At 70.9% G+C, this 15262-nt stretch carries 15 protein-coding genes; 9 read left to right on the top strand and 6 right to left on the bottom strand.

Annotation, left to right across the window (positions count from 1 at the left end; genetic code table 11):
• Positions 1-40: 40 nt before the first annotated feature.
• Positions 41-1009: an ABC transporter ATP-binding protein gene (locus B7495_RS16235; protein WP_088457495.1), complete on the bottom strand. Its 969-nt coding sequence runs from the start codon at positions 1007-1009 to the stop codon at positions 41-43.
• Between the two features lie 154 nt (positions 1010-1163).
• Here B7495_RS16235 and B7495_RS16230 point away from each other — a divergent pair, with 154 nt between their 5' ends.
• The 8 genes from B7495_RS16230 to B7495_RS16195 all read left to right on the top strand — a co-directional run bounded on the left by B7495_RS16230 (position 1164) and on the right by B7495_RS16195 (position 8955).
• The gene (locus B7495_RS16230; RefSeq protein ID WP_088457494.1) at positions 1164-2000 is read left to right on the top strand and encodes an SDR family NAD(P)-dependent oxidoreductase; all 837 of its coding nucleotides are present in this window, start codon (positions 1164-1166) and stop codon (positions 1998-2000) included.
• 151 nt (positions 2001-2151) lie between these two features.
• Positions 2152-3189: a LacI family DNA-binding transcriptional regulator gene (locus tag B7495_RS16225; RefSeq protein WP_088458152.1), complete on the top strand. Its 1038-nt coding sequence runs from the start codon at positions 2152-2154 to the stop codon at positions 3187-3189.
• Entirely contained in the window at positions 3186-4691 is a 1506-nt protein-coding gene (locus tag B7495_RS16220; RefSeq protein ID WP_088457493.1) for a sugar ABC transporter ATP-binding protein, read from the top strand. The genes B7495_RS16225 and B7495_RS16220 overlap by 4 nt, the downstream gene beginning before the upstream one ends.
• A gap of 19 nt (positions 4692-4710) precedes the next feature.
• On the top strand, positions 4711-5682 hold the full coding sequence (locus B7495_RS16215) for an ABC transporter permease (protein WP_088457492.1): 972 nt from the start codon (positions 4711-4713) through the stop codon (positions 5680-5682).
• Between the two features lie 50 nt (positions 5683-5732).
• Positions 5733-6677, top strand: a complete 945-nt coding sequence (locus B7495_RS16210; protein WP_088457491.1) for a substrate-binding domain-containing protein — start codon at positions 5733-5735, stop codon at positions 6675-6677.
• Positions 6674-7681: a ribokinase gene (locus B7495_RS16205; RefSeq protein WP_240632285.1), complete on the top strand. Its 1008-nt coding sequence runs from the start codon at positions 6674-6676 to the stop codon at positions 7679-7681. Before B7495_RS16210 ends, B7495_RS16205 begins: the two co-directional genes overlap by 4 nt.
• Positions 7678-8061 carry a D-ribose pyranase gene (rbsD, locus tag B7495_RS16200; protein WP_088457490.1) on the top strand — a complete coding sequence of 128 codons (384 nt, stop codon included), beginning with the start codon at positions 7678-7680 and terminating at the stop codon, positions 8059-8061. The genes B7495_RS16205 and rbsD overlap by 4 nt, the downstream gene beginning before the upstream one ends.
• 126 nt (positions 8062-8187) lie before the next feature.
• The gene (locus B7495_RS16195; protein ID WP_088457489.1) at positions 8188-8955 is read left to right on the top strand and encodes a VIT1/CCC1 transporter family protein; all 768 of its coding nucleotides are present in this window, start codon (positions 8188-8190) and stop codon (positions 8953-8955) included.
• Between the two features lie 101 nt (positions 8956-9056).
• Here B7495_RS16195 and B7495_RS16190 read toward each other — a convergent pair whose 3' ends face one another.
• From B7495_RS16190 to B7495_RS16175, 4 genes are all read right to left on the bottom strand, one after another.
• Entirely contained in the window at positions 9057-9764 is a 708-nt protein-coding gene (locus tag B7495_RS16190; protein WP_088457488.1) for a M50 family metallopeptidase, read from the bottom strand.
• 1 nt (position 9765) lies between these two features.
• Positions 9766-10344, bottom strand: coding sequence for a GNAT family N-acetyltransferase (locus B7495_RS16185; protein WP_088457487.1), 579 nt, complete (start codon positions 10342-10344; stop codon positions 9766-9768).
• A 91-nt stretch (positions 10345-10435) separates the two neighbouring features.
• Entirely contained in the window at positions 10436-11944 is a 1509-nt protein-coding gene (locus B7495_RS16180) for a multicopper oxidase family protein (protein WP_088457486.1), read from the bottom strand.
• Positions 11944-14097: a copper-translocating P-type ATPase gene (locus B7495_RS16175; protein ID WP_088457485.1), complete on the bottom strand. Its 2154-nt coding sequence runs from the start codon at positions 14095-14097 to the stop codon at positions 11944-11946. Before B7495_RS16175 ends, B7495_RS16180 begins: the two co-directional genes overlap by 1 nt.
• A gap of 94 nt (positions 14098-14191) precedes the next feature.
• On the opposite strand from B7495_RS16175, the gene B7495_RS16170 reads away from it, so the two are divergent.
• Complete coding sequence (locus B7495_RS16170) at positions 14192-14428, top strand: SHOCT domain-containing protein (protein WP_088457484.1); 237 nt, start codon at positions 14192-14194, stop codon at positions 14426-14428.
• Between the two features lie 125 nt (positions 14429-14553).
• Here the strand turns inward: B7495_RS16170 and B7495_RS19175 are convergent, their stop codons facing one another.
• Positions 14554-15174, bottom strand: coding sequence for a GNAT family N-acetyltransferase (locus tag B7495_RS19175; RefSeq protein WP_168195343.1), 621 nt, complete (start codon positions 15172-15174; stop codon positions 14554-14556).
• Between the last annotated feature and the right edge of the window lie 88 nt (positions 15175-15262).

Raw genomic sequence — 15262 nt, 5'->3', positions numbered from 1 at the left:
GTGGATGTGGTGCGGTGGAACGTGGAGGGGGTCGGGCTGGTCAGTAGGGGAAGTGCGGGATGCCGGTGTTCGAGGCGACACCTCGGGCCTCGCCGTGCCGGTCGATGCCGAGGCCCGCGAGGAGGCGCCCGCGCAGCTCGGCGAGTTCCGCCGAGCCGCGGTCGCGGGGCCGGTTGCCGGGCACGGTGAGTTCCTGCACGATCGTGGCACCGGGTGTCGTGGCGCCGCCGACGGCCTGTGCGGCACCCGTCGTGGCCGGCTCCTGGCCGAGCAGGATGATCCGGTCGGCCAGCTGCAGAGCCTCGTCGACGTCGTGGGTGACGAGCAGCACCGTGGTGGGGGCGGCGGCGTGCACGTCGAGTAGGAGGTCCTGCATCTTGAGCCGGGTGAGGGCATCCAGTGCGCCGAAGGGTTCGTCGAGCAGCAGTACGCCGGGGTTGCGGGCCAGGGCGCGGGCCAGCGACGCGCGCTGCGCCATGCCGCCGGAGATCGCGGCGGGCCGGTGCCCGGCGAAGACCGTGAGGCCCACGAGTTCGAGCAGCTCGGCGACGCGGGCGCGGCCGGCCTCGCGTGCGGTGCCGCGCGGCAGGCCGAGGGACACATTGGCCGCCACCGTGCGCCAGGGCAGCAGGCGCGGCTCCTGGAACCCCACCGCGAAGCGGGTGTCGAAGGCGGTGCTTGGCGTGCCGTCGATCTGCACCGAGCCGGTGCTGGGGGAGTCCAGCCCGCCCGCGATGCGCAGCAGGGTGGACTTGCCGCAGCCGCTGGTGCCGAGGATCGCGAGGACCTCGCCGGGACGCACGGTGAGCGACACGTCGCGCAGCACCGGGCGGGCGGCACCGGATGCCACGGTGCCGCTGCTCGGCGCGAAGGTGCGCCCCAGCCCGGCGAACTCCACGGCGAGGGCCGCCTTGGTGGTCGCCGGCCGGACGGTCCGGTCGCGCTCCGACACGCCGCCGAGCCCCGCGGCGCGGCGGGCGGCGGTGCTCGTGGCGGTGCTGGCAGACATGGGCGTCCGATCGGTTGGGAGGTCGACGTTTTCTCGACGCTATCCAGCCGGCCGGGCCGGCGCACGCCCCTCTGCAACGCAACGTAGTAATCGGGTGTCGGGCGCGCGGGCGAGGACGCCGGCCTTCACGCCCAGGAGTTGGGATGATTGACCCATGACTCGAACCGTTTCCGGAGCCCGCGTGCTGATCACCGGCGCCGCCATGGGCATGGGCCGCCTCTACGCCGAGCGGGCCGTCGCCGAGGGCGCACGGGCCGTGATCCTGTGGGACCGGGACGCCGCCGCGCTCACGGCGACCGCCGCCATCCTCACCGAACGTGCCGGCGGCAGCACCCAGATCGCCCCATACGTCGTCGACATCGCCGACCTCGGCGCGATCGCGCAGACCGCCCAGCGGGTGCGCACCGAGGTGGGCAACCCCGACATCGTGATCAACAACGCCGGCATCGTGCGCGGGTCGTTCTTCTGGGAGCACGACAACGGCGACGACACCCGCGCCACGATGCAGGTGAACGCCCTGGCCCCGATGTACATCACCCGGGAGTTCCTGCCCGCCATGATGCGCAACCCGTACCGCGAATCGCGCATCGTCAACATCGCCTCCGCCGCCGGGATGCTCTCCAACCCGCGAATGAGCGTCTACGCGGCCTCCAAGGCCGCCGTGATCACCTGGAGCGATTCGCTGCGCCTCGAGCTCGCCCAGCAGGGCTTCGACCACGTGCGGGTGAGCACCATCGCGCCCAGCTACATCTCCACGGGCATGTTCGACGGCGCCCGCGGCCCGTTGTTGACCCCCGTGATGACCCCGGAGTACGTGGTCAACCGGGTCTGGCGGGCGATGCTCGCAGGCTCGCCCCAGCTGCTGATGCCGTGGACCGTCGGCTTCTCCAAGAAACTGCGCGGCGTGCTGCCGCTGGCGGCCTGGGATGTCGTGGCCGGCCGGGTCTTCGGCGTGTACAGCTCGATGGACACCTTCGTCGGGCGCCGCTGACCGGATCTGCGCAGTCCACCCGGGTCGGATCAGCCGGCCCGGTTGACACGTCTTGTTCCGCGACGTACGATGGAAACGATTCCATGGAAACGATTCCACGGGTCGCCGGAGTCATCAGCAATACCAAGCACGCACACACAAGGGAGTGGCTGTGGAAGCCGTAACGATCAAGGACGTCGCCGCCCTCGCTGGCGTCTCGGTGGGCACGGCCTCCAGGGTCCTGTCGGGCAACCCGGCCACCTCGGCCGACACCCGCGAACGCGTCGCCGCCGCGGCCGCCGAGTTGGACTACCAGCCCAACGCCCAGGCCCAGGCCCTACGGTCCACCCGGTCCAACTCCCTCGGCCTGCTGGTACCGGATGTGCGCAACCCCTTCTTCGCCGACCTCGCGCACGCCGCCGAACAGGCCGCCCTCTCGGCCGGCTACGTCACCCTGCTCGGCAACGCCAACGAGCGTAACGACCAGCAGGACCGCTACCTCGACACCCTCATCTCCCGTCGGGTCGACGGAGTGATCGTCGCCCCCGTCGGCGACGACGGCGGCCGGCTGCGCGCCCTGATCGAGCGCGAGATTCCCACGGTGCTCGTGGACCGTACCGTTCCCGGCCTCGACCTGCCCAGCGTCACCACCGACAGCGAGACCGGCATCCGCCAGGCCGTGCGGCACCTCGCTGAACAGGGCCACACCCGGATCGGCTACATCTCGGGCCCACAGGCCACCTCTACCGGCCGGGACCGCTTCGCGTCCTTCACCCGCGCCGTCGCCGAGGCCGGCCTCAGCCAGGACCCGGAGCTGGTCTACTTCGGCGACTACCAGGCCGCCAGCGGCTCGGCCGGCGTGCACACCCTGATGGACCTCACCAACCCGCCCACCGCTCTGCTCGCCGCCGACAGCCTGATGGCCGTCGGCGCCATCAGCATCCTGCACAGGCTCGGTCTGCGAATCGGCACCGACATCGCCCTCGTCGCCTTCGACGACATCGAGTGGTTCGCACTGCTCAACCCGGCGCTGAGCGTCATCGCGCACAGCGTCGAAGACATGGGCCGGATCGCCGTTGACCTTTTGTTGCAGGTGATCGCCGGGCACACCCCGGAGTCGGTGGTGCTACCCAGCGAACTGATTGTGCGGGCCTCCTCGGCCACGCCCATCCGCCCCACGACACAGCCTGAGCAAAGGAGCCAGCAATGACCGTGAAACCCCTGATCACTTTGCAGAACGTGACAAAGACCTTCGGTCAGGTCACCGTCATCCAGGACGTGACCGTGAGCGTCTACCCCGGCCAGGTGCAGGTGCTGCTCGGCGAGAACGGCGCCGGCAAGTCCACCCTGATCAAAATGGTCGCCGGCGTCTACCAGCCCGACGGCGGCCAGATCCTCGTCGACGGCGCCGTGACCAGCCTTCCCAGCACCCGCGCCGCCGAAGAACACGGCATCGCCACCATCCACCAGGAACTCAACCTCGTGGCCACCATGAGCGTGGCCGAGAACGTGATGCTCGGCCGGATGCCCACCAAGCTCGGCATGGTCGACCGCAAGGAACTCCGCCGGCAGGCCCGCGCGGCACTGGCGCTGATCGGCCTCGAGATCGACGTGGACACCCCGGTCGGTCAGCTCGGCATCGCCCGGCAGCAGCTGGTGGAGATCGCCAAGGCCCTGAGCATCAACGCACGTGTGCTGATCCTCGACGAACCCACCGCCGCGCTCACCCGGCACGAGACCCAGGCCCTGTTCGCCGTGATGGCCGACCTCGGCCAGCGGGGCGTCGGCATGCTCTTCATCAGCCACCACCTCGACGAGATCGCCGAGGTCGGTGACACCGTCACCGTCATCCGCGACGGCCACTTCATCGCCGAGGTTCCCGCCTCCACTCCCGAAGACGAGCTGGTCAAGCTCATGGTCGGCCGCAGCATCGAGGACCAGTTCCCGCGCCGCGCCGACGAGACTCCCGCGCTCACCGAGGTGCTCACGGTGACCAACCTCACCAGCGCCGGCCACTTCGACGACATCAGCTTCACCGTGCGCGCCGGCGAGGTGCTCGGCATCGCGGGGCTCGTCGGGGCCGGCCGCACCGAACTGATCCGCGCCATCGCCGGCGCCGACAAATACGACACCGGCTCCGTCGCCGTACGCGGTGCGCAGCTGCCCAAGGGTGACATCCAGGCGGCCATCCGGGCCGGCATCGGCCACGTGCCCGAAGACCGCAAGGGCCAGGGCCTGGTGCTGGACGCCTCGGTCAACGACAACCTCGGCTACGCCACCCTGGCCTCCAGCGCCAAGCTCGGCCTGGCCGACTTCACCGGCCAGCGCCGCCGCGCCGAGGCCGTGGCCGAGAAGCTGCGCATCCGGATGCACACCATCGACCAGCCGATCCGCTCACTCTCCGGCGGCAACCAGCAGAAGGCCGTCTTCGGCCGGTGGATCATCGCCGCCTCGACGGTGCTGCTGCTGGACGAACCGACCCGCGGTGTGGACGTGGGCGCCAAGGTCGAAATCTACGAACTGATGAACTCGATCACCGCAGCCGGTGGAGCCATCGTCATGGTCTCCAGCGAACTGCCCGAGATCCTGGGCATGAGCGACCGCATCCTCGTCATGCGCGACGGCCGGCTGGCCGGCGAACTCAGCGCAGCGGATGCCACCCAAGACACCGTCATGACTCTTGCTGCCCGCGACGTCGCCGCGCAGCGCTGAAACCGAAGGAACTGAAACCATGTCCACGACCACGCTCGCGCCCACCCGACGCTCCTTCGACTACAAGACCTTCCTGGCCAACAACGGCGCCCTGGTCGGCCTGGTGGTGCTCTGCATCGCCCTGGTCATCGCCACGCCGGACTTCCTGACCGGCCAGAACCTGCTCAACATCGGCATCCAGGTGTCGACAGTGGCGGTGCTCGCCTTCGGCATGACCTTCGTCATCGTCGCCGGCGGCATCGACCTGTCTGTCGGCGCCGTCGCGGCCCTCTCGGCCATGGCCTCCGGCTGGTTCTTCGTCAGCGCCGGCCTGCCCGGCTGGATGGCGCTCGTCGGCGGCCTCGTCGTGGGCCTGCTCGCCGGCGTCATCAACGGCGCCGCGAACGCCTACGGCAAGCTGCCCTCCTTCATCGCCACCCTGGCCATGCTCAGCGTGGCCCGCGGCCTCACCCTGGTGATCTCCGACGGCCGGCCGATCAAGACCGCCCCTGAGGTGTCGTTCCTCGGCGGCAACATCGGCCCGGTGCCGATGCCCATCGTGATCCTGGTCCTGGCCGCGCTGGTGGCCTCCTTCATCCTCAACCGCACCGTGCTCGGGCGCTCCATGTACGCCGTCGGCGGCAACGCCGAGGCCGCCCGGCTCTCCGGCCTGCCGGTGAAGCGCATCATCGTCACGGTCTTCGCCCTCGCCGGCCTCTTCGCCGCGCTGGCCGGACTGCTCCTGGCCGGCCGGCTCGACTCCGCCCAGCCGCAGGCCGCCGCCGGCTACGAACTTGATGCCATCGCCGCCGTCGTCATCGGCGGAGCGTCCCTCTCCGGCGGGCTCGGCAAGATCTCCGGCACCTTCATCGGCGCCCTGGTGCTCGTCGTCATCCGCAACGGACTCAACCTGCTCAACGTGTCGTCGTTCTGGCAGCAGGTGGTCATCGGGCTGGTCATCGCCCTCGCGGTGGGCGCCGACGTGCTGCGCCGCAAGACCCGTAACAGCTGAGCCTTTTCCCTACTTACCTCACACCGACCCACCACAACAAAGGAAACACAATGAAGTCATCCTCCTTTCGCCGTATCGCCGCCGTCACCGCCACGGCAGCACTGATCCTCGCCGGCACCACCGCCTGCGGCCGCGGCGGCGGCGACGAGGCCAGCGGGCCGAAGATCGTGCTCGCGATCTCCACCCTGAACAACCCGTTCTTCGTCGAGCTGCGCGACGGCGCCCAGGCCGCCGCCGACGAGGCCGGCGTCGACCTCTACATCGTCGACGCCCAGAACGACTCCGCCACCCAGGCCAACCAGCTGGCCACGGCCACCGCCGGAAGCACCAAGGCCGTCATCGTCAACCCGGTCGACTCCGACGCCGCCAGCGCCTCGGTGAACGCGCTGATCGCCGCCGACATCCCGGTCATCGGCGTCGACCGCACGGTCAACGACGCCGACCTGACTTCCCTCGTCGCCAGTGACAACGTCGCCGGCGGCAAGCAGGCTGCCGACGAGCTCGCCGCAGCCATGGGGGAGAAGGGCACCGTCATCTCCCTGCAGGGCGTATCGGGCACCTCCGCCAGCCGCGACCGCGGCGCCGGCTTCGACGAGGGCATCGCCGCCTACCCCGACATCACCGTCGTCGCCGAGCAGACCGCGAACTTCGACCGGGCCTCCGCACTCGACGTCACCACCAACCTGCTGCAGGCCAACCCCGGTGTCACCGGCATCTTCGCCGAAAACGACGAGATGGCCCTCGGCGCCATCCAGGCTCTCGGCGCTCGCGCCGGCTCCGAGGTGTCCGTTGTGGGCTTCGACGGCACCGCGGATGGCCTGACCGCCATCTCGGACGGCTCGCTCTACGCCACCGTCGCCCAGCAGCCCGCCGAACTCGGCAAGCTCGCCATCGAACTGGCCGTCAAGGCCATCAACGGTGAGGATGTCGAAGCGACAGTCCCCGTCGACGTCGTTGCCGTCACGAAGACGAACGTGGGCGACTTCTCCAAGTGACCCCGCCAACCCCGCACCCAGACTCCGCGGCGACCCTGACCGGGGTTGTCGTGGTCGGCTCGATCAACGCCGACCAGGTCACCACCGTCGCGCGTCATCCGCTGCCGGGCGAGACTCTGATCGGCACCTCGATCACCGTTCTGCCCGGCGGTAAGGGCGCCAACCAGGCCGTCGCCGCGGCCCAGCTCGGCGCCCGGGTGAGCATGGTCGGCGCGGTCGGCCTGGACGCCCTGGCCTCCTCGGCCACGGCCATCCTCGAATCCGCGCAGGTCGACCTGTCCAGCGTGCGGGCCGTGGACGGGCCCACCGGCCTGGCCCTGATCACGGTGGCCGCCGACGGTGAGAACACCATCGTCGTCATCCCCGGGGCCAACGCCGCGGTGGATGCCGGTGTCGTCGGCCAGAGCGCCGGCCTCATCGCCGGGGCCGCCGTGGTGGTGCTGCAGGGCGAGATCCCCGCAGCAGGAAGCGCCGCCGCCGCCCGGCTGACCCGCGGGCGCCTGGTGCTCAACCTGGCCCCGGTGATCGAGCTCGACCCCGCCACGATCGCGGCCGCCGACCCCCTGATCGTGAACGAACACGAGGCCGCGCTGCTCCTGGCGCAGCTCACGCCCGGCACAGCGCCGCCCGCGACCGACGCCGAGGCGGTGGCCCGGCTGCGCGAGTGGGGGGTGGCCTCTGTTGTGCTCACCCGCGGTGCGCTCGGCGCGATCGTCTCCGACGCCGAGGGCACCGAAACTGTGGCGTCCCCCGTCGTGGAGGCGGTCGACAGCTCCGGCGCTGGCGACGCCTTCGTGGGCGCTGTGAGCGCCCGGCTCGCCGCCGGGGACACCCTGCGCGAGGCGGCCCGGCTGGCCGTGCGGGTGGGGGCGTTCGCAGTGCAGTCCCGGGGAACGCAGCCGTCCTATCCGCACGAGGGCGACAGCCTTCCCAAGGTCCGTCCCGATGCAGCCGCCGATTCGGCGATCGACTCCGCCACCGAGAAGAACGAGGCACACCCGTGAAACGCGCCGGCATCCTGAACGCCGACCTGAACGCGGCCCTCAGCCGCCTGGGTCACGGTGACATCGTCCTCGTCGCGGACTGCGGCATGCCCGCACCCGCCGGCGTGCCGGTGATCGACCTTGCCCTGGTGCACGGCGTGCCGCGCTTCGAGCAGGTTCTCGACGCGCTGCTGGGCGAACTCGTCGTCGAGCGTTGCGTGGCCGCGTCGGAGGCACAGGGCACGGAGGCCGGGGACTGGCTGAGCGGGCGCTTCACCGACATCGAGTACATCGGACACGGTGACCTCAAGGTGCTCTCGGCGTCTGCGCGGGTGTTCGTGCGCACCGGGGAAGCTACCGCGTTCGCCAATGCCGCGCTCGTGTGCGGGGTGCCGTTCTAGGCGGCAGCCGCAGACCACAGCTGGGCACTGCCGCCGATTAGGTTAGCCTTTCCATCCTCTGATCAGGGGGATTAGGCAAGGCTTTCCAGGCTGGCGGAGTCGGCGGGGGGTGCCTATGGTGACTCTATGGCCATCCTCTCGCCCCCGCTGTTCAGGCCCTTTCACGCCGCCCCGGATGCCGCACCGCGCGCCCAAACAGAGGGCGCTTCGCTGGGCGGCAGCCTGGCCACCCGGCTCAACTGGCTGCGCGCCGGCGTGCTCGGCGCCAACGACGGCATCGTGTCCGTGGCCGCGATCGTGGTCGGCGTCGCCGGTGCCGGCGCCTCCACGCCGGCCATCGTGGCGGCCGGCGCGGCAGGGCTCGTCGGCGGGGCCATCTCGATGGCGCTGGGCGAATACGTCTCGGTGAGCAGCCAGAGTGACAGCCAGCGCGCCATGATCGAGAAGCAGAAGCGCGAGCTGCGCGACGACCCGGCCGGCGAACTCGACGTGCTCACCACCCTTTACGAGGAGCGCGGGCTGGCCCCGGCCACCGCCCGCCAGGTGGCGCTCGAGCTCACCGAGAAGGATGCCCTCAAGGCGCACCTCTCGCTCGAACTCAACATCGTCGAAGAGGATGTGGCCAGCGCCTGGCACGCCGCCGCCGCCTCGGCCCTGGCCTTCACGCTCGGAGCGATCCTGCCGTTGCTGGCGATCCTGCTACCGCCGGAGAACGTCCGGGTCCCGGTGACGTTCCTCGCCGTGCTGGTGGCCCTGGCCCTCACCGGCGCGCTCGGCGCCCGACTCGGCGGCAGTCGCCTCGCCCGCGCCACCGTGCGCGTGGTCACCGGCGGTGCCGCGGCACTCTTCGTCACCTGGCTGGTCGGCACCCTGCTCGGCACCAGCGTCTTCTAGGGGCGCACGCGCGCGGCCGGGAGTGCCCGTTCGTGAGTTGCCGCACAGTGCCCCCTCCGGGCGTCTGAGGGGGCGTTTTGCGGCAAGTCGAGACGTTGCGGCTAGACCAGGCCGAGCAGTCTCGCCGCGCCGACGAGGCAGGCGCCGGCCACGGCGAAGAACACCAGCACCCAGAACAGGCCGGGCAGGTGGCTGAGCCGGGCCAGCTGGTCGGCGTCCGAGGCGGTGCCGCCGCGGCGCGACCGGGTGACCTGCAGCTCGACGACGGTGCGCAGGGCGCCGAGCAGCAGGAACGCGGTGACCAGCACGGCGAAGATGCTCTGCACGGTGGGCGAGCCGAACCAGGTGACCGCGAAGACCACCGCCGCGGTGACCGCCACCGACCACAGCCCGAACCAGTTGCGGATCTGCACCAGCAGCAGCGCCAGCGCCGCAAGCAGCGCCCAGAGCAGGCCGATGTCATGGCTGCGGCTGAGCATCCACGCCGCCCCGAGCCCGAGCAGGGCCGGCGCCGTGTACCCGGCGAGCAGGGTGAAGACCATGCCGGGACCGCGCGGCTTGCCGCGGCTCACGGTGAGGCCGGAGGTGTCGGAGTGCAGCCGGATGCCCTGCAGGCGGCGGCCGCCGAGAGCCGCGACGAGCCCGTGGCCGCCCTCGTGCACGATCGTGATGCCGTGCCGGGTCAGTTTCCAGGCCGGCGGCACCAGCACGAGTAGGGCGGCCGCGGCGATGGTCACCCACACCGTCAAAGCCGGCAGGGGAGCGTTCGTGGCCGAGACGCGGGTCCAGAATTCGAGGAGCAGGTCCATCTCAGCCCTGCGCGGCCAGGACCATTTCCAGGTGCCGCTCCGAGGTGCGGTGCGGGTCCGTGATGTAGTCGCCGGTGGGGCGGGCGCCGTTCTTCTCGTAGAAGCGGATGGCGCGGTGATTGCTCTCGTGAACGTGCAGGTAGATCCGGTCGAGGTGCTGCTCGTCGGCGACCCAGGTGCGGACGGCGCCGAGCAGTCGCGTGGCCACTCCGGTGCGGCCGCGATAGGAGGGGTCGACCCAGACGCCCACCAGGTTGGCGCGAACCGGGCCGCCGATCGGCGGCTCGCCCGGCCGGTAGCTCGGCGGACCGGAGGACACAAAGGCGGCCATCGTGCCGACCCACTGTTCGCCGGGGGTGCGTGCGACAACCTGGAAGCTGGTGGGTTCGGTGTTCCGGGCGCCGCGCTGACGCCAGTCAGTTTCGGTGAGCGCGAGGACGGCGGCGAATGATTCGAAGAAGCCCAACGGGAAGTTCGCGATGGACCGGAGACGGATATCGCGCAGGCCTGCCCAGTCGTCAGCGGTGGGACAGTAGAGCTCCACAGCGCGGGGCGCGGCGGGTGTTCGTGTTTCGGCCATCCATGGAGGCTAGTCGTGTTCTCTGACCAACGGGTCAATCGTTCCGACGGCGCCCGAATCGTCGGCGAGGGTTCGCGCCTGATGGACCCGCTTACCGCACCAGGATCGTCCCCATCATCCCGGCGTCCTCGTGGTCGAGGATGTGGCAGTGGTAGACGGTGCGTCCGGCGAAGTCGGCGAAACTGATGCGCACTGTGGTCTGCCCGCGGGCCGGCACGTTCACCACATCGCGCCACACGACTGCAGCCTCGGCGGTGCCGCCCCGATCGACGATCTGCATCGGCCACACGTGCAGGTGCACAGGATGGTCCATCTCGCTCGTGTTGCGCAGCGTCCACTCCTCCACGCTGCCGGCCAGCACTGTCGTGTCGAGGCGCTCCGGGTCGAACTCCTGCCCGTTGATGGTGAAAGTCATCATCGAGCCGCCGCCCATACCCATTCCCATGTCGAAGCTGAGTTCGCGCCGAGCCGTCACGGTCGCACCGCGCAGGTCGAGCGGTGCCGGCTGGCGTGGCACGGCCCCCGGCGCCGCCACCGGGTCCCCGGTCACCGTGACAGTCGCGAGGGCGACCTCGGTGCCCGTCGCGGCCTGACCGGAGCCGCCCATCATGCCGCCGGAGGTCGCGGTGCCCCGGTCGTAGGCCAGGGTGCGCAACTCGGTTCCGCCCTGCACCGCGGTGACGAGGACATCGGCCCGATTGCCCGGCGCGAGCAGGATCTCGTCCACCTCCGCCGGTCTTTCGAGGCGACCGGAGTCGATGCCGAGCAGCTGCAACCGTTGACCGTCGAGGCGCAGTCGGAGGTATCTGGAGACGCAGGCGTTCACGATCCGCCACCTCTCGCGCTCGCCGGGTCGTAGCGCCAGGACAGGCGCCAATTGACCGTTGACCAGCACAAGCTCGCCCTCCCGGCCCTGCATCCGGTCCGCGGCGGATGCGTCCGCGACCGCACCGACGCCGTCGAGCGTGACGTCCGAGATCACCAGGACCCGTTCCCGGCTGCTCTCGATGGGCACCGGGTCGTCGATGACGATGGTGCCGTACAGGCCGCCGAAGACCTGGTCGGCGACGGTGCCGTGGTGGTGCGGGTGGTACCAGTACACGCCGGGCGGGTGGTCGGCCGGCAGCCGGTACTCGTAGTGGAAGGACTCACCGGTCTTCACCATGACGGCCATGTTGTCGCCGTTTCCCTTCGGCGACACGTGCAGGCCGTGCACGTGCAGGTTGGTCGGGCCGGCCAGGCCGTTGACCAGCGTGACCCGCAGCCGGTCGCCGGGAACGAGCCGCAGCGTGGGGCCGGGCAGGCCGCCGTTGTAACCGAGCACCCTCGCGCTGCGCCCGCCGATCACGGTCGTGGCCGGTGTGGCGGAGAGGGTGACATCGAGCAGCCCGCCGCTGCTCGTCAGCTCGTCGGGCTGGTGCAGGTCGTCACCGCCGACGAACCCGGCTGTGCCCGACGGCCAGGTCGCCCAGAGCGAGGCCGCTCCGCCCGCCACGGCAATGACGCCCAGCCCGCCCAGGGCCAGAACGGTGCGCCGGCTGACGGGGCGGGCCAGGGCTGGCGGTTCCTGATTCCGGGGTGTTGCCGGAGGCGCCCGCATCAGGACACCGGTCTCGGCGTGGCGTCGGGGTGGCGGGCGCCGAGCACCCGGGCTGTGCTCACCTGGGGCCGCAGGTCGAGGCGCCGAAGCAGCTGCGCGTTCACGGCCACCACCACCGTCGAGGCCGACATCAGCAGCGCACCCACTTCCATCGGCAGCACAAAGCCGATCGGGGCGAGGACTCCGGCGGCCAGCGGCACCGCGAGCAGGTTGTAGCCGGCGGCCCACCACAGGTTCTGCGTCATCTTGCGGTAGCTGGCGCGGGAGAGCTCGATCACCGAGAGCACCGATCGGGGGTCGTCGCTGGCCAGGATGACGCCGGCGGAGGCGATCGCGACATCCGTGCCGGCGCCGATGGCGATGCCCACGTCGGCTTGGGCCAGAGCCGGGGCGTCGTTGACCCCGTCGCCCACCATGGCCACCCGGTGACCTTCCTGTTGCAGCTGCACCACGGCGGCGGCCTTTCGGTCGGGGTGCACGCCGGCGAAGACCCTGTCGATGCCGAGCTGGGCGGCCACATTGTGCGCCACGGCCTCGGCGTCGCCGGTGATCATCACCACCGCGATGCCCAGGGCGTGCAGGGCGGCGACGGCCTCCGTCGATTCCGGCCGCACCTCGTCGGCGAGGCCGATGGCGCCGATCACGCGGCCGTCTTGCAGCACGTGCAGCACGATGGCGCCCTCGGCGGCCCAGGCGTCGGTGTGCTCGAGCGGCTCGGCGTGATGGCGGCTGAGCAGGCTCGGCCCGCCCACCGCCACCTCGTGGCCGGCGACCGTGGCGCTCACGCCCACGGCGGTGGCCGCCCGGAACCCGGTGGCCGCTGGAACGGATCGGCCGCGGGCCGCGGCGATGATGGCCGTGGCCAGCGGATGCTCGCTGTCGGCCTCCACGGCGGCCGCCAGGGCGAGCACGTCCTCCTCGGTGTGACCGGCGGCGGCGTGCACGTGACTGACCACGGGTTCGCCCCGGGTGAGAGTGCCGGTTTTGTCGAACAGCACGGTGTCGACGGTACGCATGCTCTCCAGGGCGAGCCGGTCGGTCACGAGCACCCCGCCGCGGGCGGCCCGCTCGGTCGCGATCGACACCACCAGCGGAATCGCCAGGCCCAACGCGTGCGGGCAGGCGATTACCAGAACGGTGATGGTGCGCATCACGGCATCCTCCGGGCTGCCGAGCAGGGTCCACGCGATCGCGGTGAGCAGACCGACACCGAGCGCGAACCAGAACAGCCAGCCGGCCGCCCGATCGGCCAGGCGCTGCGCCCGCGACGACGAGGCTTGCGCCTCGGCGACGAGCCGGCGGATGCCCGCGAGCGCGGTATCGTCGCCGACCGCGGTCACCCGCAGCCGCAGGGCCGTGTCGGTGGCGACGGTGCCGGCCACGACCGCGGCGCCGGGGCCGCGGCGCACCGGACGGGATTCGCCCGTGATCATCGACTCGTCCACATCGGCGGTGCCCTCGGTGACCTGTCCGTCGGCGGGGATCCGGGCGCCCGGTCGCACGATGACCAGGTCGCCCACCTCGAGGTCGGCGGGAGCGACAAGAGTGACGGTGCCGTCATCCACCCGCTCGGCCTCGTCGGGCAGCAGCGCCGCCAGCGATTCGAGCGCGGACGAGGACTGCGCCAGCGAGCGCATCTCGATCCAGTGGCCGAGCAGCATGATCACGATCAGCAGCGCGAGTTCCCACCAGAAATCGAGCTCCATGGCCAGGATGCCCAGGCTCGCGCCCCAGGAGGAGAGGAACGCCACGGTGATCGCCAGTGCGATGAGCAGCATCATGCCGGGAGAGCGTTGCCTGAGCTCGGCCACCGCGCCGGTGAGGAACGGGCGGCCGCCCCAGACGTACATCACCGTGCCCAGCAGCGGCGAGACCCAGGCGACCCAGGCGGCGTGGGGCAACTCATAGCCCAGGAGCATGGAAAACATGCCGCTGAAGACCACGACGGGAACGGCAAGCACCAGCATCAGCCAGAACAGTTGGCGGAATCGGGCGACGTGATCGCCGTGCCCGGCATGTCCCATGGCCCCATGGTCCATCGAGGTGTGGTCCATCGATTCGTGGTCCGTGTCGGCGTGATTCATCGCGGCCTGATCCGCCGGAGAGGCGCCGTCGGTGGGCTGGTCGATGTGGTGATCCGGGTGGGAAGGCATACCCTTACGCTATACCCCCTAGGGGTACCAGGCAAGGGCAATGAGACTACCGTGGGGGTCACGATCACTTGTGCTCGTCAGGAAAGGAACCTGGATGATGTGGGGATACGGAATGAACCCGGCCTGGCTCTGGCTCTACGGGTTGCTATCGCTGGGCGCGGTCGTGTTGCTCATTGTGTGGACCGTGCGGGTGTTCCGCGACGACTCGCCCGGCCCGGTGGGCCCGCGTAGGAGCAATGCCCGACGGATCCTCGACGAGCGCTACGCACGCGGCGAGCTCACGGCCGAGCAGTACCGCCAACAGGTCACCGAGCTCGGCGAACAGCCCTGAGCGGGTTCCGGCGCGGCCGAGCGACTACCTAAAGGCGGAGAATTTCGGGACTCGCCGGGCCGGCGACCACGACACGCCGACACGGCCGGAAGATCTCCGCCTGGACCGCAGGCGCGGACGGCAGGTCAGCCGAGATTGATGATCGCGGCCAGCAGATCGGGCTTGAGGGGCCGGTCCGCGAAGATGAGCCGTTCGAGCGCCGCGGTGGCGGGCTGGTCGGACGCCGTGCCGGCCACCCCCTGCCCGCGCCACACCAGGGTGAGCCCGATGCGCTCGAGCACCCGCACCGAGGCGGGGTTGCCGGCCAGAACGCGGGCGGTCACCGGATTCGCCGAGGCCTGCGCCGCGGCGAGGGCCACCGTGGCGGCCTCGGTGGCCAGTCCGATTCCCCAGCTGGCCGGGGTCAGCCGGTAGCCGAAGTTGTGCGCCCCGCAGTCCATCAGCGTCGCCGAGGCCACCCCGATGAGCATTCCCGCCGCCAGGGTGGTGCCGGGCAGTGCAGTGCTGGGCAGGTCGTGCCGCAACCGAATCGCCCAGCGCCCCAAACCGGATGCGGCCCAGCTCTGCTCGCTCTCGTCGACCATCCGCTCGGCCTGTGCGAGGGCCGTGTGGCGGCCGGTCGGCAGGTGCAGCCAGGTTCCCGGGTCGGCGTAGATGGCGTGCACCTCGGCCACATCGGCCGCGGCGAGAGGTGCCAGTCGCAGGCGGGTCGTGCTGAGGAACTCGGGGGCGCTGGATTCGGGCACCTCCCCATGCTTCCACGATGCGCGGCGCCGGTCATCCGCAGGAGTTGCACCCCGCGCCCCGCACCGGTTGTGACGGGCTGAGCGCGGG

This window comes from Cryobacterium sp. LW097 (genome assembly GCF_002205495.2).
In the GTDB taxonomy this organism is placed as follows: Bacteria; Actinomycetota; Actinomycetes; order Actinomycetales; family Microbacteriaceae; genus Cryobacterium; species Cryobacterium zongtaii.
This window is presented reverse-complemented; position numbering and strand designations above follow the sequence as displayed.

What these genes read in the sequence shown, in the direction of transcription:
- B7495_RS16195 (WP_088457489.1), top strand. Translation starts at nt 8,188, where the DNA reads ATGGCCATCCTCTCGCCCCCGCTGTTCAGGCCCTTTCACGCCGCCCCG.
- B7495_RS16215 (WP_088457492.1), top strand. Translation starts at nt 4,711, where the DNA reads ATGTCCACGACCACGCTCGCGCCCACCCGACGCTCCTTCGACTACAAG.
- B7495_RS16220 (WP_088457493.1), top strand. Translation starts at nt 3,186, where the DNA reads ATGACCGTGAAACCCCTGATCACTTTGCAGAACGTGACAAAGACCTTC.
- B7495_RS16185 (WP_088457487.1), bottom strand. Translation starts at nt 10,344, where the DNA reads ATGGCCGAAACACGAACACCCGCCGCGCCCCGCGCTGTGGAGCTCTAC.
- B7495_RS16235 (WP_088457495.1), bottom strand. Translation starts at nt 1,009, where the DNA reads ATGTCTGCCAGCACCGCCACGAGCACCGCCGCCCGCCGCGCCGCGGGG.
- B7495_RS16210 (WP_088457491.1), top strand. Translation starts at nt 5,733, where the DNA reads ATGAAGTCATCCTCCTTTCGCCGTATCGCCGCCGTCACCGCCACGGCA.
- B7495_RS16190 (WP_088457488.1), bottom strand. Translation starts at nt 9,764, where the DNA reads ATGGACCTGCTCCTCGAATTCTGGACCCGCGTCTCGGCCACGAACGCT.
- B7495_RS16230 (WP_088457494.1), top strand. Translation starts at nt 1,164, where the DNA reads ATGACTCGAACCGTTTCCGGAGCCCGCGTGCTGATCACCGGCGCCGCC.
- B7495_RS16175 (WP_088457485.1), bottom strand. Translation starts at nt 14,097, where the DNA reads ATGCCTTCCCACCCGGATCACCACATCGACCAGCCCACCGACGGCGCC.
- B7495_RS16180 (WP_088457486.1), bottom strand. Translation starts at nt 11,944, where the DNA reads ATGCGGGCGCCTCCGGCAACACCCCGGAATCAGGAACCGCCAGCCCTG.
- B7495_RS16170 (WP_088457484.1), top strand. Translation starts at nt 14,192, where the DNA reads ATGATGTGGGGATACGGAATGAACCCGGCCTGGCTCTGGCTCTACGGG.